Raw genomic sequence first — 20577 nt, 5'->3', positions numbered from 1 at the left:
GGCCACCCTGCATTCTGAAGGCAAACCCAGTAAGTACCGGTCAGTCTACGGCATCAAGGTGTCGTCATCGGATGAATCGTCGTCGCGGGCTTCCTTCAGCAGGTCAGGAAGCCATGATCTGCGGGGACAGCACCTTCAGCATCGCGTTCGTCCAGCGCAGCTGTCGCAACGTCTGCGGATGGCAGATCTGTGTCAGTTCCAGCAGATCCGGTTTCCGCAGCGCCTGCGCCGCCTGGGCGAGCAGCTCCCAGTCCAGGGACACGCCCGCGCTCGCCCGATGCAGGTGGCGCAGATCCATCAGCAACAGCACGGCGGGTTCCGGCCGCCGAGCCAGCAGGTCGCTCACCCGTCGCTGTAGTGGCGCCGTGATCGACCGCAGGCTGTCCACGGGGCGCGCGATGGCCGGGTGGTGTGGACCGACTCGCTCCAGCCGAGCCAGATGGTCGTGCGACCAGCCCGCCAGATCACCTGCGATATAGCGGAGTTCGTGCTCGGCATGGTGACGGGCCGACAGTGCGGTGAAGTCGTGCTCCAGTCGGCGCTCGCCGCGCTGGAGTTCGGCGAGAAGTAGTTCCAGCTTCATCGCGGACTCCTCGTGGTCGTCGTGGAGTCAGCCATCGCGTCCGCTCCCCCACGGGTGGGCGGCACCGAGCGATCCAGCGGCGCCGAGGCCGTGGTGGTCGGCGCGGCGGCCGGGCCGAGGCCGGCGGCGAGGACGCGGACCGCGGCCGCCGACGTCTTGAACAGCGGCTGTTTGGACACCGGATCCCAATCGGTGACCGTGATTTCGTTGGCGGCGCGGTCGCGACCCTGGTTCTCGGCGTCCCAGTAGCCGTAATGGAAGGGTACGAACAGCACGCCCGGCCGAATTCGCGATACGCGGGCGCGCGCCCGGATCGCGCCGCGCGCCGAGGCGACCTCGAGCAGATCGCCCTCGGTAACACCCAGGTCGGCGGCGTCCGCGGCGGAGATCTCGACCCATGGTTCCGGAGCGGCGGCGCGCAATTGACGCACCCGTCCGGTCTTGGTCCTGGTGTGGAAATGGTAGAGCGTGCGGCCGGTGATCAGCGCGAACGGAAAACGCCCGCTCGGTCGCTCATGGGCGGGCAAGTATTCGGCCGCCTTGATCATCGCCTTCCCGTCCGGGTTCATCGCACGGTATTCGACCGGCTCCATCGGCGCCCCGGTGACCAGGTCCTTGCCGAATTCCTCGCAATAGTCGGGGTCGCTCCAGAACCGGCCATCGGCATAAAGCCGCTCGGTCCCCGCCGGCGCGGACTCGTTACACGGCCATTGAATTCCGGACCCACCGCGCAGCAGGTCGTAGCTGATCCCGGTGTAGTCGCACGGCCGGCCGGCCGAACAGCGCTTCCACGCCTCGAACGCCGATTCCGGATCGTGCCACGACGGTATGGGTTGCCCGTCTTTGTCGCGGAAGTCCATGCGGCGGGCGTAGTCGAGGAAGATGTCGAGATCAGAGCGTGCCTGCCCAGGGGGCGGCACCGCTTGCTCGGACAGGTGCACCGTGCGATCGGCATTGGTGAAAGTGCCGGTCTTCTCACCCCACGCCGCTGCCGGGAGCACCACATCGGCCAGTTCGGCGGTCTCGGTACGGAAAATGTCCTGCACTACCAGAAACAGCCGGTCCTGCGACAGGATCTCGCGGACGCGGGCCAGCTCCGGTAGCGACACGGCCGGGTTGGTGGCGCTGACCCACAACATGGCCAGCGAGCCCTGCTCGGCGTAGCGCATCATCTGCATCGCGTGCGTCGGCGGACCGTAGTGCGGGATCTGCTCCGGTTCCAGATTCCATACCCGGGCCAGGTCGGCGACATGGCTGTCATTGGCCCAATTGCGGAACCCCGGCAGATCGCCGTCGGCCCCGCATTCGCGCGTGTTCTCGGCGGTGGGCTGGCCGTTCATCTGCAATACGCCGCAGCCCGGCTTGCCGAGCATGCCACGCACCAGGTGCACGTTGTCGACCTGCACAGCCGCGGCGGTGGCCTGGTGGGATTGGTAGAAGCCCTGCAACACCGTCGACAGCAACCGCCGGGCGGTGCCGAGCAGGTGTGCCGCGTGCCGGATGTCGGCAGCGTCGACCTCGCAGATAGCAGCGGCCTTCTCGGGAGGGTAGTCCGCTACCCGAGCGCGCAACTCCGCGAAACCGACCGTGTGCGCGGTGACATAGTCGTGGTCTACCCAATCGTTGGCGATGATCTCGTGCAGCAGCGCGTTCATCAACGCCACGTTGGTCCCTGGTAGCGGGCGTAGGTGCACCGTCGAGCGCTCGGCCACCGGGGTGGTGCGCGGGTCGACGCACACGATCGCCGGTGGCTCCGGCCCGGCGAGCCGGTCCAGCATCCGTGACCACAGCACCGTTTGCGTCTCGGCGACGTTGTGCCCGAACAAGGCGATCACGTCGGCGTGATCGACGTCGGCGTAGGAACCGGGTTGACCATCGCAGCCGAACGACTCCTTCAACGCCGCGGCCGCGGTGGCCGTGCACAGTCGCGTATTGCCGTCGAGATGATTGGTACCGATCGCGCCGTGAGCGATCAGCGCCAGGGTGTAGTACTCCTCGAGAAACAGCTGGCCGGAGGTGTAGAAGCCGATCGCCGAGGGACCCCGGTCGGCGAGTAACTCCTTGCTGCGCCCCACGATGCGGCCCATCGCGGTATCCCAATCGCTGTCGACCAGCCGGCCGCCGACGCGCACCAGCGGGCGCTGCAGCCGGTCGGCCGCGGCATTGGCCTGCCAGCCGAACAGGTCCTTCGGTCCGAGCCTGCCACGGTTGACGCGATCGATTCCGCGCCCGCGCACCCCCACCATCGCACCGTCGAGCACCGCGATGTCGAAGGCGTCGCCGTCGGAATGCAGCACCGAGGCCGTCTGCACCCACCGCACCGAGTCCGGGTCCACGCCGTCGGCGAGGTAGGTGTCCACGCGTTGCGGCCACTGTTGCCCCGGCGCGTACGGAGTGCGAGCGCCCCACGGGTCGGCGATACGATCACGGTTGTCCATGAGTGCCGCATACCCCGAACGGCCGGACTCAACTAGGGCGCGGCGTGGCTCTGCTGTCGCCGACCGTGGCGGCCACCGTCCAGAACACGCTGGGCAGCTCGCACGCGCGCACCATGTCCTCCGCATGGGCGAGCACCATGCCGTCCGCCCCTTCCACGCGGTAGCCATACCAGCACAGTCGATGAACTCTGGTGCCGACCGTCGAATCGAGCAGATCCCGGCACAGGCGCGCGGCCAGTTCGGTCAGCGCAGCGCAGACCTGCGCCGGTGTTCCGGTGTTCTCGATCCGCCACCAGCTCTGCTCGAGCCGTCCGGGCTCGGAGATCTCGATCCGGTAGCGCAATTCGTCCCGCACGGACATCGCGTCCGCCTCCTTCTCACAGCCGCGATGGACACTTCCGGCGTACCCACGACCGCAGTTTCTATGCCGGAAACCGCTCTGCCGCTTCGGTTGACCGCGCAGTGCCGCGCTGCTCGGCGGGTACAGCCGCGCCCCGCCACGGCGGCCCGGGACACCCAGTGGTCGCGCGGATCTGCGTGCACCGCGCGGTTCGGGGTAGCCGGTGGGCAAGAGGATGTCGAGCCGATGACGTGAGCAGCGGTTGCCCCGGCCCGACGACGAACATGTGGCGGCCGCGCCTGGAGGACGAACGTGGTGAATGTCTTCGTCCCTGGTCTGACGCAGGTACAACGCGCGGACCTGGAGACCGTCGAAGTGCCCGGCGGGTTACGGGTACACGGGCTACTCGACTACGACGCTCTGGTGTCGGCCGATGAGTTCGATTTCGACGACCTGCTCCGGCGCGCCCGCGACGAACTCGACGCCTTCGACGGTTCGGTCGACGCGATCATCGCGCACTGGGACTTCCCGACGAGCGTGCTCGTGCCGATCCTGGCCGCGGAGCGCGATCTGCCCTCCCCGAGCCTCGAGAGCGTGATCGGCTGCGAACACAAGCTGTGGAGCCGGACGCTGCAACGCCGATCCGTGCCCGAATGCGTGCCCGCGTTCGCCGCGTTCGACCCGTTCGACCCGAACGCACTCGACTCCATCGACCTCCCGTTCCCGTTCTGGGTGAAGCCGATCAAAGCGCATTCCTCACAGCTGGGCTTCGAGATCGCCGACGCCGAGCAGTTCGCCGCGGCGGTCGCCGAGATCCAGGACGCGATCGGGCGGATCGCCGACCCCTTCGACCAGGCGCTCGCGCGCGTGGACGTCCCCGAGGAAGTCCGGGTGGCCGGTGGACGCACCTGCTTGGCGGAGCAGATCGTCGGCGGGATCCAGGCCGCGCCCGAAGGGTCGATGTTTCAGGGTGAGTACGCCGTGCACGGAGTGTTCGATATGCGCAAGGACGCGGCCGGCCACAGTTTCGTGCACCTGGACTATCCCGCCCGCACCGTGCCTTCCGAGGTGCAGCAGCAGATGATCGATGTGACCGAGCGGTACCTGCGTCATATCGGTTTCGACAACGGCTGCTTCAACTCCGAATTCATGTGGGAGGCCGACACCGGACAGTTGTGGCTGATCGAAATCAACACCAGGATCTCGCAGTCACACAGCGATCTGTTCGTCAAAGTCGATGGGACCTCGAACCATTCGGTCGCCATCGACGTGGCGCTCGGTCGCAGGCCACACCTGCCGCACCGGCAGGGCGAATTCGCCGTCGCCGCCCAATGCCTGGTCCCCCGCTACGACGACGGCGTGGTCACCCGGGTGCCCACCGCGAGCGAGATCGCGGCGCTGTGCGAGCGATTCCCGGCGACGGTGGTGCACATCGACGTGAACGTCGGCGACCGCTTGTCGGAGCTGCCGAATCAGGACGCTTACCGATACCGGCTGGCCACCCTCTACATCGGCGCGAACGACCACGCCGAACTCGAACAGCGGTATCAGAACTGTCTGGAAGCCCTGCGATTCGAATTCCAGGAGGTCGACTGAGTGCATACGGTCGAGTCGTTTCCCTACCGAGTCCGCGAGATCGAGAACATCTTCATTCCGATGCGTGACGGAGCCCGGCTCGCGGCCCGCGTGTGGCGGCCGGACACCGAGACACCGCTGCCGGCGGTGCTCGAGTACATTCCGTACCGCAAACGCGACCTCACCCGAGCCAGAGATGCCCTCAACCACCCCTACCTGGCCGGGCACGGGTACGTCAGCGTGCGGGTCGACCTGCGCGGGAGCGGCGACTCCGATGGGGTGCTGACCGACGAGTACCTGCCCACCGAGCATCAGGACGCCTGCGACGTCATCGAATGGCTGGCCGCACAGCCGTGGTGCGACGGCAACGTCGGCATGATGGGCATCTCCTGGGGCGGCTTCAACAGTCTTCAGGTGGCCGCACAACGCCCGCCCGCGCTCAAAGCCGTGGTGAGCGCGTCGGCGACCGAGGACCTCTACGTCGACAACATGCACTACATGGGTGGCTGCCTGCTCTCGGACAATCTCTCCGAGGCGACCGTGATGTTCGCCTTCAACAGCCTGCCACCGGATCCGGACATCGTCGGTGAACGCTGGCGCGCGATGTGGCACGAACGGCTGGCGGGCAGTGGGCTGTGGATCGAGCAGTGGCTGCGCCATCAACACCGCGACGACTACTGGAAACGGGCGTCGGTGAACGAGGACTACGGCGCGGTGCGCTGTCCGGTGATGGTGGTCGGCGGCTGGGCCGACGGCTACACCAACGCCATCTTCCGGCTGCTCGAACACCTCGAGGTGCCGCGGCTCGGCATCATCGGACCGTGGGGGCACAAGTACCCGCATCTCGGCATACCCGGTCCGGCGATCGGGTTCCTCCAGGAAATGGTGCGCTGGTGGGACCACTGGCTCAAAGGCGTCGACACCGGGATCATGGACGAACCGATGCTGCGCGCGTGGATGCAGGACAGCGTCTCACCGCAACCGTCCTACGACGACCGGCCGGGACGCTGGGTCGGTGAGCCACGGTGGCCTTCGGATGGCATCGACCGGCGGTCCTACGTTCTCGGACGCTACACGCTGGCCGAAGCGCCCGCGCAGGTCGAGGCGCGGCTGCTGCATGTGCAGTCGCCGTTGAGCGTCGGCATGTTCGCGGGCAAATGGGCCTCCTATGCCGCGACGCCGGACCTGCCGTCGGATCAGCGCGAGGAAGACGGCGGATCGCTGGTCTTCGAGACCGAAGCGCTCGACGACACTGTCGAGATCCTCGGAATGCCGGACCTCGAGCTGGAGGTGTCGGCGGACCGGCCGAACGCGATGGTCGCCGCGCGCCTGTCGGATGTGGCGCCCAACGGCGAAGCGACCAGGGTGACCTATGGTCTGCTCAACCTCACCCACCGCGACGGCAGCGCCGCGCCGCGCCCGCTGGAGCCGGGACAAACCTACCGGGTCCGGGTGCCGCTCAACGGCGTCGCCCACTCCTTCCCACCCGGACACCGGATCCGGTTGTCGATCTCGTCGTCGTACTGGCCGCTGGCATGGCCGTCGCCGGAGCCCGCCATGATCACCGTGACGGCCGGACGCAGCTCGCTGTCCCTGCCGCAGCGGCCGCCGCGGGCCGAAGACGCCGAACTGCGGGCCTTCCCCGTCCCGGAGGCCGCACCACCCGCGGCCACCACGCGGACACAGCCGGGCAAGCATCACTGGAAGGTCGAACGCGACCTGGCCACCGGCGTATCCACCCTGGAAGTGGAAAACGACCAGGGCGTCATCCGCTTGGACGACACCGGAACGCAGGTCCGGCGTGCCACCACCGAATGGTTCAGCTTCCGCGGCAACGACGTGACCTCCGTGCGCGGTGAGACCCGCACCGTGCGCCGCTTCGAACGCGGCAGCTGGCGCACCGAGGTCGTCACGCGAACCGTGCTGCGCTGCACATCAAGGGAATTCGTCCTCGACGCCCGGCTCGACGCGTACGAGATAGACCTGTCCACGGTCGACCCGCGTGTGGTCGATCAGCGGGTGTACTCGCAGAACTGGCATCGGCGCATTCCGCGCGACCTGGTGTGAACACGCCGGTCGGCCGTGCCTTCGAGCGAATCGGCGGACGCGGAGGTTTGCTGCGGATACGCTGGGGCGGTGGTCGCGGTTCCGGCGCCGATGCTGGCCGTCGCAGGACGGCCGCCCGATGATGCCGACTGGGCGATCGAGATGAAGTGGGACGGAGTGCGCGCGATCGTCGTCTGCCAGGGTGGGGAATGCCGGCTCTACAGCCGCAACCAGCGCGATGTCACCGGCTCCTACCCCGAGCTGGCCACCGTGCTCGGCGAGCTGACGGCCGGGCGCGAGCTGATACTCGACGGCGAGATCATCGCCCAGACCGCAACCGGTGCACCGTCGTTCGCGTTGCTGCAACGCCGGATGCACGTTGTTCGCCCCACCAAACAGCTGATCGCCGCGGTGCCGGTGCAGTTGCATCTGTTCGACATCCTCGCCGACGGCGTCGATTCGCTGACCGGTCTTCCCTACCTGCGACGGCGTGAGCGATTGCAGGAACTCGAGTACACCGAGGCGCCGGTGCGCACCCCACCGCACTGGCTCGACGTCGCCGCCGACAAGCTCATGGCCGTGGCCCGGGAGAACCATCTCGAAGGCATCGTGTCCAAACGCGTCGACGCCACCTACCAGCCCGGCCGCCGCTCCCCCGCCTGGATCAAGACGCCGCTGCGCAAAACCACCGAGGCGATCGTCGCGGGGTGGACCACCGGCAACGGCGCGATGGCCGCCACCTTCGGCTCGCTCATCCTCGGCGCCAACGATCCAGACGGCCGACTCGTCTACATCGGCAACGTCGGCACCGGTTTCACCGCCGCCGTCCGCCGCTCACTGCGCACCCGCCTCGACACCCTCGCCCGCCCCGGCCCACCCTTCCCCGAACCCCCGCCCCGCGCCGCCGTCGGCGCAGCGCACTGGGTCGACCCGGTCCTGGTCGGCAACATCGAATACCGCGAATACACCGGCGAGGGCCTGCGCCACCCCAGCTGGCGCGGCCTGCGCAACGACAAGCCCCCGGAGGACGTCACCATCCCGGCCTAGCGAGCTTCATAACCGATCGTGAGGCGAATCGCCGTTCCCTGTGTGCCGGATCGACGGATGAGCTGCGCATCCACCGTCGGTGTGGTGGAGCAGGAAAGTGCTGCCCTCACGCTGGAGCCGTGGCCTTCCACGCATCGGTGACACACCCTTCCTCCCAGTGCCACCGACCTCGCTCCGCACCGTGTTCCAACAACCTGCGGATCTTCAGCAGGTCCGCCTCCGGCGGTACATCCAACGCCACCATCCCGTAGTGCTCGATGCCTTCGCCGGTTGCGCCGAGGCCATGGAAGGCCTTCAATACGCTGTCCCGAGCCGCAGCCGAGCCATCGTCTTCCAGCACGATCAGACGGATGGTGCAATTCTGCGATGGCTGGACCGTTTCGCCTGCCCAGAGGACACCCTCGTCATCCGGCTCCACCGTAACGATGTCCCCGCTGGCAAGTCCGCGGACGAACCAGGGTGTGTTGTCCACCCGCACGGTGCCGTCGCCGAGGTCTACCGCCCACAGGCTCTCGACGCTCGCCGGTGGCCAGCCGTGCTCATTGATCTGCATACGGAAGTGGACCTTTACGTGGTCCTCGCGGATAGCGGTCACCGGTCCATCATCCAGCAGATGCCGCCGACCGCGCCCACGCAGCCGAAGATCTCCGCTGGGACGTCCGAGAAGCCGTGGTGCTTTTCGACTCGGCATGGGCGGGCACCGAGATCGAGCCCGGCGACTGCCTGCGCCTCGAGCTGGAACCGGGCGGGTACCGGGTCCTGGCAGCGTCATGCCGATTCCCGGACAACTGGTTGATCCTGGTTCAGCTCCAGCCCGTCGTCGCAACCGGGCCGACGAGCTGAGGCATGGGCCATCGGCACGTGTGCGGTCATTTGGGCGCGGCGGTTCGCAGGATGCTTCTGGCGAGTTCGGCAGGCGTTCCCGAAGTCGTGTCGATGACGATGTCGTAGGTGTAGCCGTGATCGTGGACTGTCCGGAAGTGGCCGCGCGCCAGGCCGATCGGGTGGCCGCGGGCCTTTTCTCGCTGCTCGGCGATGGCCAGCGGGCAGGTGACACCGACGAGCCGGACGTCGAGTCCGGCCAGGGCAGCCATCCACACCGGCAGCAGGTCCGGGGTCAGCAGCATCTCGTCGATCACCAGGTGGTCACCGCCCTGGGCGAAGGTGGCGGCGGCCGCGCACGCCGAATGCAACATGCGGCGTCCCACGTGGCCGTACCGGATGACGACGACCGGGTGGCCGTCGGCGTCGTGGCCGGTGCGGTCATACCAGAACCGTCACGGCTGAGCGGTCCGTCGCGGCCACCGCCCCAGTTCGGCGGCACCAGGCCGAACAAGGTGTCGATGCCCCAGTAGACGAAGGGCACGCCGCTTTCGTCCTGGATCGCGCGCGCCACTGTGGTTTTGCCCGCGCTCGAGGTGCCGTTGAGCAAGATCACGCGAGGTGGGCGGTCCGCGCTCGGCATGGGACCAGAGTAACCGGCCGGCGAGTGCGGATTCCGGGCGTGGCAGCGCATCGGAAACGGCGGCGGCTGTCAGCCGTTAACGTTGTCGCCGCGGCGGATGGCCCGGAGCAGAGGAGAGCTGACCACCATGAACGAATCGGCGGCGGCGCGGGTGCGAAGGGGCTGGGCACGCGCACGCGAGACGCGTTATCGGATCGCGGCAGGGATGGGGCTCGCGGGCTCGCTGGTGTGGGCGGGGCAAGCGTTCGGCGCGTGGATGCAATCGCAGGAAGGCAAGTGGCAGGGCAACGAGTACCTGTCGGTCGGCGGCTGGGAACTCACGGCCGACAACCTGCTGACCCTGCTGTCCGTGGCGGCTTTGGTCGTCGCGGGCCTGCTCGGCTGGGGTGCGGTAGGTCTGCTGCGGGGCAGGGCTTCAGGGCGCACCGCGCTGGTGGCCGGGGCGTGGCTGGTCGCCCTCGGTCAACTGATCGCCGCGGTTCTCGCGTGGCTGCCGATCGATGCGTTCTACTACTCCGCTCCCGCCAACCTCGTCTTCGCCACGCCGCTGGTGGTTTTCCCGCTACTGACGATCCTGTGCTCGAGCGATGGCAAGCGCTACGCCGACGAGATCGAGGCCTCGGGTTGACGGCGTACCCTTCCCGCCTCGACAGCGTTGTGTCGGCAACAACCGACGCAGGCTAGCTCTGGTCGATCAGGCGAAGATAGACATCCAATTGTGCTGCGCCGCTGAGTAAGGCGCGGCTACGGGCGTCGAGGCGGTGTTGCCAGGCGTCGAGGAAGGCGCGCAGGGCATCCGGGCCGCCGGCGTCACGGACCGAGTCGAGGAATTGGGCGACCTTGTGCAGCGGGTAGCCGCCGCGGCGGAGTTGGCGGGCAATCTCGGCGTCGCGGACGGAGTCGGGGCCGTATTCGCGGTAGCCGGTGGTGCGGTTGCGATGTGGATGCAGGATGCCCTCGGATTCCCAGGTGCGCAGCGTCGCGGGGTGCACATCGATGCGGCGCGCGAGTTCGCCGATGGTCAGGGGTGGGCCGGGCACCGAAGGCGATGTGGTGGACAGAGCGCCGAGGCCCGACGCGACCTCGAGGCGGGTTTCTCGCTCGGCGAGCAGGGCGACGTGCGCGGTGTCGATGAGGCGATAGGTGGATTCGGTGTCGCCGCGGTTGGTGGCGCGCATGATCTGGGTGGCCTGGTCATGGCCGTGGCCGACGCGTAAGGCGAGAAAGGTGCGCAGCGCCTGGGCGTGCAGCGGAGTGTAGCGGCGGTAGCCCGCAGCGGTGCGTTCGCTGGGCGGGAGGATGCCCGCGTCCTCATAGTTGCGGATCGCCTGGGCGGACAAGTGGTGTTCGCGGGCGAGGTCGACCGGTCGCAGCGCATACCTCCGATTGAGGCTTTCAGTAAGAAGGGCCAGCTCGTCGTGACAGAAGTTTCACCCGATTCTTCAACGATAGCGTCGAGGCCAGGTCCTTCTGAAAGGGGTATCCATGTCCACTGCCATCTCACTGCGCGCGATCGGGCGCGAATGCGACGATTCGGCGAACCTGGGCCGGGCCGTCGGCGAGCTGCTGGCCGCACGGTCCGAGCCGACGGCCCTGCTCGGCCTCGGCGAACCGACCCACGGAATCGCAGCCTTTCCGGTGCTGCGCAACGAGCTGCTCGCGCAGCTGGTGGACCGGGGTTTCCGGTCGATCGTGCTGGAGATCGACATGTTCGCCGCCGACCTGGTGAACGACTACGTCAACGGGGCGAGCGGCGAGATCGACACCGTGCTCGCGACCGGATTCAGCCACCGATTCGGCGGCGTGCCCGGCAACCGGGAGCTCGTGGAATGGCTGCGCGCATACAACGCGGGCCGCCCGCCGCAGGATCGGATCCGCTTCTACGGCTTCGACTTTCCGGGCGATCAGGTCGATATCGCGAGTCCGAGGCCTGCGCTGCGCGCTGTCGTCGAGTATCTGCCCGCGCCGCTGCGGCCGGAGTCGGCTCGCGAGCTGGAAGCGCTGCTCGGCGACGACGCCGACTGGACGAATCAGGCCGCCCTGTACGACCCGGGGGCCGCCGTCGGCAACTGCGGACGCGCTCGCGCCCTGCGCATCCTCGCCGACGATCTCGCCGGTGCGCTGCGACGTGCCGCGCCCGCCCTGCGCCGGGCGGATCCGGACCGCTACGACCGGGCCGTCGCCTACGCCCGTACCGCCGTGGGCCAGCTGCGGTTCCACGCCGCCATGGCCGAATCCGGCGCTGAACGCCTCGCGCACATGCTGGCGGTGCGCGCGGAGATGATGGCCGACAACCTGCTCGATATCCGCGCCCGCGAACAACACCGCGGGCCGGCCCTGGTCTTCGCCCACAACGTGCACCTGCAGTACGCGACGCCGACGATGGCGGTCGGCGAGAACGACGTGAGGTGGGGTAACACCGGCGCGCTCATCGCCCTCGCGCTCGGCGAGCGCTACGCCTTCATCGCCGCCGACGCCAACCCGCACAGCGATCCCGGCACCCTCCAGGGTGTGCTGGCCGCCGCCACCACCGGCCGCGCCCTGTTCCCGGCCGGGCAACTGCGCGACGCGCTGCCCGCGGACATCCGTGCGGGCGCACCGATGATGCCCGGCCACATCCCGCTCACCCCGGCGGACCTGGACGGCGCCGACGCGGTCATCTGGATCGGCGACACCGACGGGCAGCGCCATCAGTACTGGTAGCCGCTCGCACCGGGGACGGGCCGGCAACGGCTCGACGGAGTGATATCCGCACCGCTCAGTTGTCCGGCTGGGCGGTTCGGCGCCGCTCGGCACGGTGGGTGAGCACCTCCACGATGCGCTGCCAGGCCGGGGTTTCCTCGGTGATCCGGGAAAACACCAGCGCTACATGTCCGGAGCGGCCGCTGTCTCGCTCATGGCGGATCTTCCATGCGTCGAGTTCGTCGATGAGCGGGTCCAGGCGCGGATCGTCGGCGGCCCAGTTCATCGCGCGATCGCAGGCGAGGTACAGGCGGGTGGTGTCGGGATCGTCGAAGGCAGCAGTCTTCTCGCGGATCCGGTGCGCCACGGCGCCGGGCTCGAGCGCCTGCATCAGGATCCACGAGTCGCGTTCGGCTCGGATGCGCCGGTCGCTGATGCCGAGACGGCGCATCCGGTCCAGCAGGTCGACCACCTCGACCGGCAGGACGAGCCGTTCGCCACTGTCGAGTTCGGCGATCCTGCGGCGATACTCGCTGAGCTCGTCGATTCTGCGCTGGAGGTCGGCGTCGATGTCGGTGATGGCGGCGGCGAACTCGGCGGGCCGGGCGTGCAGCAGAGCGTCGATGCGGGCCAGCGGCACTCCGGCGTCGGCGAGGGTTCTGATCCGGATGAGATCCACCGCCGCTTGTGCGCGGTAGCGGCGGTAACCGGAGGCGTCGCGTTCGGGTTCGGGCAGCAGGCCGACGTGGTGGTAGTGGCGGACGGTGCGCACGGTGACGCCGGCGGTCGCGGCGAGCTGTCCGATCGTGAGCACCGTCCTCCTCGGGTCGTGGTTGGCGATCGCGCCGAGTCTAAGGCCGGGCAGCCCGGTCGAAGACATCGCGGATCGCCTGCACGACAGCATCGGGCCGGTCGAAGCACAGCCGGTGGTGCACGGTATCGGCCAGGATGCGCTGCTCGCCATGCGCGACCGCGGCCACTCGCGCTGCATCCATGCGCGTCCTGCCATCGTGCATCTGCTGCACCATCTCTGCTGAGATCTGGTCCTGCTCGGGATCGACGCCGACGACGCTGAGGGCGATAACGGGCACATCAGACAGGTCCGGTCCGGCCCGCAGTTCGGCGGCGAGTTCGGCCAGACCGGTGCGTTCGGCGACGCCGCTGCGCAACCAGTCGGTGCTCAATTTGGCCGCGACCAGCGGTTCACGCACATGTTCCGGGTAGTGCGCGAGCAGTTCGGTGTGGATGCCGCGCAGGGCCGGGCGCATCCGTTCGAGTTGCTCGAGGCTTGGCCCCGTCTGCTCGGCGGCGGCCAGGCTCGCGGCGGCGGGCATGTAGTCGTCCCAGTCGGGATGCAGCGCGTCCAGCCAGACCAGCCCCGCCACGTCCTGCGGATAGCGCTGGGCGAATCGGTGCGCGTAGAGCCCGCCGAGCGAATGCGCCGCGAGAATATAGGGGCCCTCGATGTGCTGTGCGCGCAGCAGTTCGCGCAACTCCGCGGCCACTGCGGCGCCCGTGCGTGGTAACGGCAGCGGGTCGCTGTAGCCGGTGCAGCCGCGGTCGTACACGACGGCGGTGGTGAACTGGGCAACCTCCTGCTGGACACCGAAATAGTCCAGCCCTACCGCACTCGCGCCCGGCAGGAATACCACGGCCGGTCCGCCCCTACCCGAGCGATGCACGAAGAGGCACCGGCCGTCGATGTCCTGGAATCCGCCGACCGGCGGTGCGAGCCGCGCCGGTGACGTGCTGTTGTTCGTCATGGGTCAAGGCTGCAACCCTGACGCAGGGTCAAGGTCAAACCCGGACTCAGGGTCTGCGCCACTTCTCGTCGGGGACGAGCTGGCTGGACTGCGGTCCCATCAGCAGCATGCCGCCGTCGACGACGTAGGAGGCGCCGGTGACGTAGCCGGCGGCGGGAGTGGCCAGGAACGCCACCACGGAGGCGACCTCGTCGGCGTGGCCCGGTCGGCCCAACGGCAGCCCTGGCCGCGGTTGCTCACGCGGATCGACGTCTTCCTGACCGGTCATGGGCGTCGAGATCTCCCCCGGCGCCACCGAATTGACCGTGATGTTGTGCTCGGCCAGTTCCAGGGCCAGCACCTTGGTGAGTGCCCCGAGCCCGGCTTTGGCGGCGCAGTACGGCGCCGCACCGACTTTCGGCGCGTGCTCGTGCACGCTGGTGATGTTGATGATGCGTCCGCCGCGACCGGCCTCGATCATGTGCGCGGCCGCGCGCTGCGAGCACAGGAACGCGCCGTCCAGGTCGACCGAAAGCACATGGCGCCAGGTGTCGAAATCCATGTCCATGACCAGCGTGGCCGAGCCTGTTCCGGCACAGTTCACCAGCACGTCCAGCCCGCCCAGTTCCTCGGCGAACTCGTCGATGACGGCCGTGCTGGTGGGCAGGTCGTCGAGGTCGAGTTGCCGGACCGCCGCGATCGCGCCACGTTCACGGACGAGCTCGGCGGTCCGGGCGGCGCCCTGCTCGTCCCGGTGATAGGTGATACCCACATCCACGCCACCGCCGCCCAGCGCAACCGCGATGGCGCGGCCGATGCCGGAATCGGAGCCGGTGACCACGGCGCGCAACGGTGCGCCGATGCGTTCCTTCGGTAAGGGAGCGATAGTTGCCATGATGGTCGGCTACCCGGCGAGACCGCGCCGACACAGGATGGTCAGCGGGTGCCGTGGGACAGCGATCGGTCGACGGGATCGTGGCCGCCGATCCCGGAGCTGAACTCGCGGTGGCGCCAGGCGCCGCCGGCGTCCGCGGCCAGCGGTGGCGTCTTTCCGCCGGCGCCGGCTCGGAATCCGTCCAGGAATTGGGTGAGCGCCTCCGAGGAGCTGATCCTCGGGGTCCAGCCGAGCTCGACGCGGGCGCGGGTGGTGTCCATGACGGGCAGATGCATCATTGCGTCGAACAGCCCAGGGGTGGCCGGGGCCAGATGCAGATGCCATGCCGCCGCCAGTGCGGTGCGCACCAGCCGCGGCGGGACCTCGACTGCGCGGGTGCGCAGGATCCGGGCGAGCTCGGCGCGGGCGATCACCGGTTCGGCGGCGAGATTGAACGGACCGCGGGCGTCGGAGGCGACGGCCAGCGCGTACGCCAGCCCGATGTCGACGCTGTGTGCGGCCTGGAACCGCATCCCACGCGGATAAGGCAGCACCGGCAGCAGACCGGGCCGCAGCAGCGGGTTCGGCATCAGCGGTCCGAGGAACAACCGGCGCTGCTCGCTGGCCGAGGCGTACTGGAAGGTGAAGGCGGGACGCATCCGCACTACCCGGCAGTCGGCATGCTGCCGTTCGAAGGTGTCGAGCAGCCGTTCCACATACGCCTTTTCGATCATGTACGCCGCCCCCGGCCAGCCCTCGGTGGGCCAGGACTCCGAGACCGGCCGATCATCCACGCACGGCGAGTACGCACCGACCGAGGAGGCGTAGACCAGAGCGGGCACCCGCGCTTCGGCCACGGCCGCCAGCACGCGGGAGGTGCCGCCGACATTGGCTCGCCAGGTGTCGAGGGGCCGGTGCGTCGGCTGGAACAGCCAGGCCAGATGCACCACGGCATCGGCTCCGCGGAACAGCATCGCCAGATCGTCGTTGCGTACGTCGGCGGCCACCCACTCCACGCCGACGCGTTCGTCGGCGGGGCGCCTGCGGGCGGCGCCGACGACGGCGGTCACCTCCGGTGTGCCGACCAGCGCATCGACCACGGCGGTACCCACGTTCCCCGTCGCCCCCATCACGACCACGCGCATCGGTCCTCCCCGAGTGTCGATTGCCCTACCGGCATACCCGCGCGCTCGCCGGCCACACCGTTGCCGAGCGATTCATCTGTCCCGGTCGCGCGCTACCCGGTCGCGTCGTTCCCGCTCCCGATACCCGTAGGTGGCGCGGCGGACCGTGGTGTCGTCTTCCAGTCCGGAACCGACCGCACCGGCGACGGTACCGAGCGCGCTTGCCATGGCCGCGATGGTCAGGTAGTCACCGACACCGACCGAGCGGCCGAGCACGCTCGCCAGATAGGTCGGCGGAATGATCAGCCCGACGGCAGCGCAGGTGAGCAGGAACAGCGCCGCGAAGAAGACGATCGTGCCGACCGCCACCGTGGCTATGGTGCCCGCGTTGCGCAGGGTGAGGTCGTGCCCCTTGGCCATGCCGGTGGGGTCGTCGCGTTCCCACAACCCGTGCCCGGCGATGGTCCAGATCATCAGCGCCGCGACCGCCGTGACGACGACCCCGGCCAGGCGCACCGGCTCGAGTGCGGTGGCCAATTGCCAGATGGTGGAATACAACACGCCGAAGGCCGTGCCGGCCAGGGCGCCCGCCAGCGCCGAGGACAGCCCGAGGAACAGCTGCCACGGACGGTTCGCCCGCACCATTCCGGCCAGCAGCCGGGGCATGCCGGTGACCCGCCCCAGCAGGACCCGCGCGATGTCGTCGTTCGCGTCGAGCGTGGCGCGGTGGAACGGGCGCGGCAGCCGCAGTTCTCGGTCCGGCGCCCGCCCCTCCCGAGGACGCAGAGCATCCACTATTCGCACCGCCAGTTCCTGGAGGCGATGCCGCAGTCGCCAGCCGCCGAGCGCGGGCAGGGAAATCAACGCGACATGATGGCGCTCGTCCAGGCTCGCGAGGACGACGCCGTCGGCGGCGCGCATCGGCAGGTCGGTCAGGCACAGTGCCAGGTCCCAGTCGGTGTCGCGGACGTGCTGGGCGGCTTTGTCGATGAGGTGTTCGTCGTCGGGATACATCGCCTCGAACGGGTCGTAGACGACTTCGACCTGCCAGTCGACGTCGCGGACGCGGCGGGCGAGCAGGTCGGGCAGAGCGGTGCTCAGCTCGTGGGCCAGTCGGGCAGGCAGGTCCGGGTCGGCGACCATGCCGACGATCACCGGATCATCCTCGCTGCCCTCAGTGTTCACGGTCGGTCACCGCGCTCATCGCGTCGGCGGTAACGGCTCCGCGCGGCGACCACGGGCGCCTCAGTTGGTCCTCGACGGCCTCGATGACGTCGGCGGCGCTGATCGCCAGCAGCCCGGGGTCCGGGGTTGCGGCGTGCGGATCGCCGATGTGCCCGGCCCACAGCGCGCGGTGTTCGGGTCGCGGCGGTGGACCCCACCAGCGCGGTGGGTTCGGCCCGAAGATCACCACCGACGGTGTCGTGAAGGCGGTGGCCAGATGCGCGAGACCGGTGTCGGCGCACACGAGCAAGCGCGCCCCGGCGACCAGCGCGGCCGTCTCGCCCAATGTGAGCGCGCCTGCCACCACCGCGTCGGTGTCCAGGCCGGCGGCGCCCGCGACCTGCCTCGCCAGTGCGCGTTCGGGCCCGTCGCCGGTGATCAGCACACGGTATCCGCGTCGGTGCAGGTGCGCCGCTACCCGCGCGAATCGCGGCGCGGGCCAGCGACGGGCGGCCGAACTTCCGCCCGGGTGCACGAGGATCCGGGCGGGATCGGGTGCCGTCGCGGCGGGAGGATCGAGGCCGAGCTGCGTCGGATCGGTGCGGATGCCCGCCCATTCGAGCAGTCCGCACCAGCGGGTGATCTCATGGGTGTCGCTGGGCCAGGCCGGGCCCGGAAACTGCGGGAAATTACTGTGTCCGAAGGTGATCAGGCGACCGGGAGCGGTGGCCGCGAGGTCGGCGATGCTGGCCGGGCCGCGACCGTGCAGGTTCACCGCTGTCGCCGGCGGCGGGCCGGGCCAGCGCAACGCGCCGAGTCCCGGCACCGGGTGCAGATCGTCCACGGCGCCGCTGAGGTCCACGATCGGGCGCAGCCATTCCGGGGCGGCCAGCACCAGCCGGTCCTCGGGGTTGGCGCGGCGCAGGGCGCGCAGGGCGGGGACCGCGGTCAGCAGGTCGCCGAGACCGAGTGCGCGCAGGACCAGGGTGGGGCTCACCAGCTCGGGTCGCTCGCGGCGAGTTCGGGTGCGGGGGTCTGGGCGGCGGTCTCGGCGAAGGCGGCGGCCGCGCCGTCGGCGACGAAGGCCGACGCCGCCGCGACGGCCTCGCGGACGGCGTCCTCGGCGCCGGCGCCCGCGCTCATGGCGATCGCCGCGGCCACCGCGAACCGGTCGCCGGCACCGCAGGTGTCGTGCACCGCGGTGGGTCTGGGCGCTGGAACCTGGATATGGACGACCTCGGGCCGACCGGCGCAGGACAACACCGCTCCGTCCGCGCCGAGGGTGACTGTGACCGCCCGCGCCGACCAGCGCCGCGCGAGCTCGCGGGCCCGATCACCGAAGCCGGGGGCATCGGGGACGAGCTGCTCGGCCTCGGGCCGGTTGGGCGTCACCAGGTCCGCGCCGCGGACGGGGCTCGGCCCGGCCGGATGGGGGTCCCACAGCAGTGGAGTCCGCCGCGGTCGCTGCTCGAGCAGCGACCGGATCTGCGGATGCGCGGCGACCCCGCGCCCGTAGTCGGCGACGAGCACCGCTCGGGCCTCGGCCAGCGCCGACCGCGCGTCCTCGCTCACCGGGCCCGCCACGGTCCGGCCGTGGCCGAAGTCCAGCCGGGTGATCGGGGTGAGCACCGAAGCGCTCGCGCCGCCCGCGCAGGGACCGGCGGCCCGCACCCGCTCCTTGCACACGGTGCTGCCGTAGAACGGCAGTTCGACCACCCGCACGCGGTGCGACAACAGCGCGTGCAACCGATGGCCCGGCTCGTCGTCGGCGAATCCGGCCACCAGCACGACGTCTTCGGCGTAGTGAGCGGCGAGCGTCGCCGCCAGGCCGGCACCACCGGGACGGTAGGACCGGCTGGTGACGTCGACGACGGGCACCGGCCCGTCGGGGCTGTGGCGCTCGGCGCGGCCTTCGATGTCGATGTCGAGCAGCACGTCGCCGAGGACCACCAGCGGACCGCCGCTCGTCAACGGCCCACTCCCATCGCCGATTCCAGTGCGGCGCACAGCGAGTGCACCAGCACCAGATGCATCTCCTGCACGACCGATACCGAGTCCGCGTCGACGGGGATGGCGTCATCGCAGAGTGCGGCCAGCGGATTGGGTGAAGGCCCCGTCATCGCCCAGGTGGCCATCCCGATCTCTTTGCCCGCCTTGGCCGCTGCCACCACATTGGCGCTGGAACCGCTCGTGGACAGGGTGATCAGCACATCGCCGGGTCGCCCGTGGGCGAACAGCTGCCTGGCGAACATCTCATCGGGACCGTAGTCGTTGCAGATCGCGGTCAGGCTCGAGGTTTCCGCGTGCAGCGAGATCGCCGACAGCGGCTTGCGTTCGGCGCGGAAGCGACCGGTCAGTTCCGCGGTCAGATGCTGGGCCTCGGCGGCGCTGCCGCCGTTGCCGCAGGCGAACAAGCGTCCGTCGTGGCTGTAGATCTCGGCCAGCCGCACGCCCCAGGCCAGGACGTGTTCGGCGGCCGAGCGCATGTTCTGGTGCAACGCGCGCCCGAGCGCGTCGAAGTGCTCTTCCAGCTCGGCGGCCCGCACGCGACTGCGCGGATCGAGGTTCACCGGCCTGCCGTCGGCCCTGCTCTCGGCGCTACTCACGACTACTCCTTCCCGTCCTCGGCCCCGCGAGAGCGAGGGTGACCGCCCGGCTGAGGTCGGGCGCCACCGCCGCCAGTCGCCGGGCCCGTTCGGTTTCGGCCGGGCGGGTGCGGGGCGTCGGCACCAGTACGGCTGCGGCGCCCGCGGCCAGCGCGGCCTCCACATCGGATCCGATATCGCCGATCACGACACATCGCGACGGGTCCACTCCCAGCGCGGCCGCCGCGCCGAGCACCAGTCCCGGTTCCGGTTTGCGGCAGGCGCAGCCGTCGGCGGGACCGTGCACGCAGATCTGCCAGGTGTCGAACGGGCCGAGCAGGTCCTCCACCCGCGCGTTCACAGCGGCCAGCTGCGCGGGGCTGATCCGGCCGGAGGCCACTCCGGACTGATTCGACACGATCCCGGTCCTGATACCGGCGCGACGCAACCGCCGCAGCTGTTCGCGCGCGCCCGGCAGCGGACGCACCAGATCCGGGTCCGCGATGTATCCGGTATCGCTGATGAGGGTGTCGTCCCGATCGAACAGCACCGCGGCCGGGTGCTCGTCCGGTTCGGCGGGCCGGGAGGGTGTCGAGGCGCTGTACATCGTCCCTCCTTCTCCGCTGCCGAGTGCCGACCGTCGACACCGTTGTGTGGGGCATGCCCGGGTTCCTGCTCTTGAAACAGTCCGGACGGGTACGCCGCCCGGTCAACGGACGACGCCGCGCTACGCCGGGGTCGGCCCTGGCAGAGCAACCGATGACCGGACCGCGGCCGTGGCCAATTCGTCGACCGCCGCGATGACGGCCGCATCGGTGATGTTGTCGAGGCAGGGGTGTCCCGGGATCGGGCAGTCCCGCGCGCGTGAGCCCGCGCAGGGTGCCGATTGATCGCCGAGCACGAGGCAGGGCA

The 20577-nt window shown here is 69.6% G+C and carries 21 protein-coding genes and 2 pseudogenes; 6 read left to right on the top strand and 17 right to left on the bottom strand.

The genetic code is table 11. The features are described 5' to 3' along the window. Positions 1–103: 103 nt before the first annotated feature. From RJ05_RS28005 to RJ05_RS27995, 3 genes are read right to left on the bottom strand one after another with little or no spacing between them, the layout of a single operon-like run. Positions 104–583, bottom strand: a complete 480-nt coding sequence (locus RJ05_RS28005) for a hypothetical protein (protein ID WP_036542866.1) — start codon at positions 581–583, stop codon at positions 104–106. Continuing rightward, entirely contained in the window at positions 580–3021 is a 2442-nt protein-coding gene (locus RJ05_RS28000) for a molybdopterin oxidoreductase family protein (protein WP_036542863.1), read from the bottom strand. The genes RJ05_RS28005 and RJ05_RS28000 overlap by 4 nt, the downstream gene beginning before the upstream one ends. Before the next feature lie 28 nt (positions 3022–3049). Beyond that, positions 3050–3382 (bottom strand): hypothetical protein, encoded by a 333-nt coding sequence (locus RJ05_RS27995; RefSeq protein ID WP_036542861.1) that lies wholly within the window; start codon positions 3380–3382, stop codon positions 3050–3052. Between the two features lie 291 nt (positions 3383–3673). On the opposite strand from RJ05_RS27995, the gene RJ05_RS27990 reads away from it, so the two are divergent. From RJ05_RS27990 to ligD, 3 genes are all read left to right on the top strand, one after another. After that, a complete protein-coding gene (locus RJ05_RS27990) occupies positions 3674–4957 on the top strand; it encodes an ATP-grasp domain-containing protein (protein WP_036542859.1) in 1284 nt (427 codons plus the stop codon). Further along, entirely contained in the window at positions 4958–7003 is a 2046-nt protein-coding gene (locus tag RJ05_RS27985) for a CocE/NonD family hydrolase (protein ID WP_036542856.1), read from the top strand. It abuts the gene before it with no gap. A 90-nt stretch (positions 7004–7093) separates the two neighbouring features. Then, the gene (gene ligD, locus RJ05_RS27980) at positions 7094–8029 is read left to right on the top strand and encodes a non-homologous end-joining DNA ligase (protein ID WP_036542973.1); all 936 of its coding nucleotides are present in this window, start codon (positions 7094–7096) and stop codon (positions 8027–8029) included. A 106-nt stretch (positions 8030–8135) separates the two neighbouring features. On the opposite strand, the gene RJ05_RS27975 is transcribed toward ligD, so the two are convergent. Next, positions 8136–8624 carry a DUF4265 domain-containing protein gene (locus RJ05_RS27975; RefSeq protein ID WP_036542853.1) on the bottom strand — a complete coding sequence of 163 codons (489 nt, stop codon included), beginning with the start codon at positions 8622–8624 and terminating at the stop codon, positions 8136–8138. 35 nt (positions 8625–8659) lie between these two features. Here RJ05_RS27975 and RJ05_RS31190 point away from each other — a divergent pair. Continuing rightward, a pseudogene (locus RJ05_RS31190) lies at positions 8660–8872 on the top strand (Imm21 family immunity protein); the annotation flags it as partial. 26 nt (positions 8873–8898) lie between these two features. On the opposite strand, the gene RJ05_RS32635 reads toward RJ05_RS31190, so the two are convergent. Both RJ05_RS32635 and RJ05_RS32630 read right to left on the bottom strand, forming a co-directional pair. After that, positions 8899–9225 carry a phosphotransferase-like protein gene (locus RJ05_RS32635; RefSeq protein WP_255220973.1) on the bottom strand — a complete coding sequence of 109 codons (327 nt, stop codon included), beginning with the start codon at positions 9223–9225 and terminating at the stop codon, positions 8899–8901. Next, positions 9165–9494 carry a phosphotransferase-like protein gene (locus RJ05_RS32630; RefSeq protein ID WP_255220971.1) on the bottom strand — a complete coding sequence of 110 codons (330 nt, stop codon included), beginning with the start codon at positions 9492–9494 and terminating at the stop codon, positions 9165–9167. Before RJ05_RS32630 ends, RJ05_RS32635 begins: the two co-directional genes overlap by 61 nt. A 127-nt stretch (positions 9495–9621) precedes the next feature. On the opposite strand from RJ05_RS32630, the gene RJ05_RS27960 reads away from it, so the two are divergent. Beyond that, positions 9622–10122, top strand: coding sequence for a hypothetical protein (locus RJ05_RS27960; RefSeq protein ID WP_228828795.1), 501 nt, complete (start codon positions 9622–9624; stop codon positions 10120–10122). Between the two features lie 52 nt (positions 10123–10174). Here RJ05_RS27960 and RJ05_RS27955 read toward each other — a convergent pair whose 3' ends face one another. Continuing rightward, positions 10175–10867, bottom strand: a complete 693-nt coding sequence (locus RJ05_RS27955; protein WP_036542849.1) for a MerR family transcriptional regulator — start codon at positions 10865–10867, stop codon at positions 10175–10177. A 112-nt stretch (positions 10868–10979) separates the two neighbouring features. Between RJ05_RS27955 and RJ05_RS27950 the strand changes: the two genes are divergently transcribed. Beyond that, positions 10980–12197, top strand: a complete 1218-nt coding sequence (locus RJ05_RS27950) for an erythromycin esterase family protein (RefSeq protein ID WP_036542845.1) — start codon at positions 10980–10982, stop codon at positions 12195–12197. A gap of 55 nt (positions 12198–12252) precedes the next feature. Here RJ05_RS27950 and RJ05_RS27945 read toward each other — a convergent pair whose 3' ends face one another. The 10 genes and pseudogenes from RJ05_RS27945 to RJ05_RS32040 form a co-directional block, all read right to left on the bottom strand. Further along, positions 12253–12990, bottom strand: coding sequence for a MerR family transcriptional regulator (locus RJ05_RS27945; protein WP_036542842.1), 738 nt, complete (start codon positions 12988–12990; stop codon positions 12253–12255). A 37-nt stretch (positions 12991–13027) separates the two neighbouring features. Further along, complete coding sequence (locus RJ05_RS27940) at positions 13028–13939, bottom strand: alpha/beta fold hydrolase (protein WP_036542840.1); 912 nt, start codon at positions 13937–13939, stop codon at positions 13028–13030. Between the two features lie 46 nt (positions 13940–13985). Then, positions 13986–14813, bottom strand: coding sequence for an SDR family oxidoreductase (locus RJ05_RS27935; RefSeq protein WP_051017034.1), 828 nt, complete (start codon positions 14811–14813; stop codon positions 13986–13988). A gap of 41 nt (positions 14814–14854) precedes the next feature. Then, positions 14855–15937 (bottom strand): NAD-dependent epimerase/dehydratase family protein, encoded by a 1083-nt coding sequence (locus RJ05_RS27930; RefSeq protein ID WP_036542837.1) that lies wholly within the window; start codon positions 15935–15937, stop codon positions 14855–14857. A gap of 72 nt (positions 15938–16009) precedes the next feature. Beyond that, positions 16010–17101: a hypothetical protein gene (locus RJ05_RS27925; protein ID WP_051017030.1), complete on the bottom strand. Its 1092-nt coding sequence runs from the start codon at positions 17099–17101 to the stop codon at positions 16010–16012. Next, positions 17091–18077, bottom strand: coding sequence for a glycosyltransferase family 9 protein (locus tag RJ05_RS27920; RefSeq protein ID WP_036542834.1), 987 nt, complete (start codon positions 18075–18077; stop codon positions 17091–17093). Before RJ05_RS27920 ends, RJ05_RS27925 begins: the two co-directional genes overlap by 11 nt. Next, positions 18074–19051: a PfkB family carbohydrate kinase gene (locus RJ05_RS27915; RefSeq protein ID WP_051017028.1), complete on the bottom strand. Its 978-nt coding sequence runs from the start codon at positions 19049–19051 to the stop codon at positions 18074–18076. Before RJ05_RS27915 ends, RJ05_RS27920 begins: the two co-directional genes overlap by 4 nt. Further along, positions 19048–19611 carry a D-sedoheptulose-7-phosphate isomerase gene (locus tag RJ05_RS27910; RefSeq protein WP_036542956.1) on the bottom strand — a complete coding sequence of 188 codons (564 nt, stop codon included), beginning with the start codon at positions 19609–19611 and terminating at the stop codon, positions 19048–19050. Before RJ05_RS27910 ends, RJ05_RS27915 begins: the two co-directional genes overlap by 4 nt. 67 nt (positions 19612–19678) lie before the next feature. Beyond that, positions 19679–20272, bottom strand: a complete 594-nt coding sequence (locus tag RJ05_RS27905; RefSeq protein WP_036542831.1) for an HAD family hydrolase — start codon at positions 20270–20272, stop codon at positions 19679–19681. Positions 20273–20392: 120 nt separating this feature from the next. Next, positions 20393–20577 (bottom strand): annotated as a pseudogene (locus tag RJ05_RS32040) (glycosyltransferase family 9 protein); the annotation flags it as partial.

Source organism: Nocardia cyriacigeorgica NBRC 100375, assembly GCF_000308555.1.
In the GTDB taxonomy this organism is placed as follows: Bacteria; Actinomycetota; Actinomycetes; order Mycobacteriales; family Mycobacteriaceae; genus Nocardia; species Nocardia cyriacigeorgica.
This window is presented reverse-complemented; position numbering and strand designations above follow the sequence as displayed.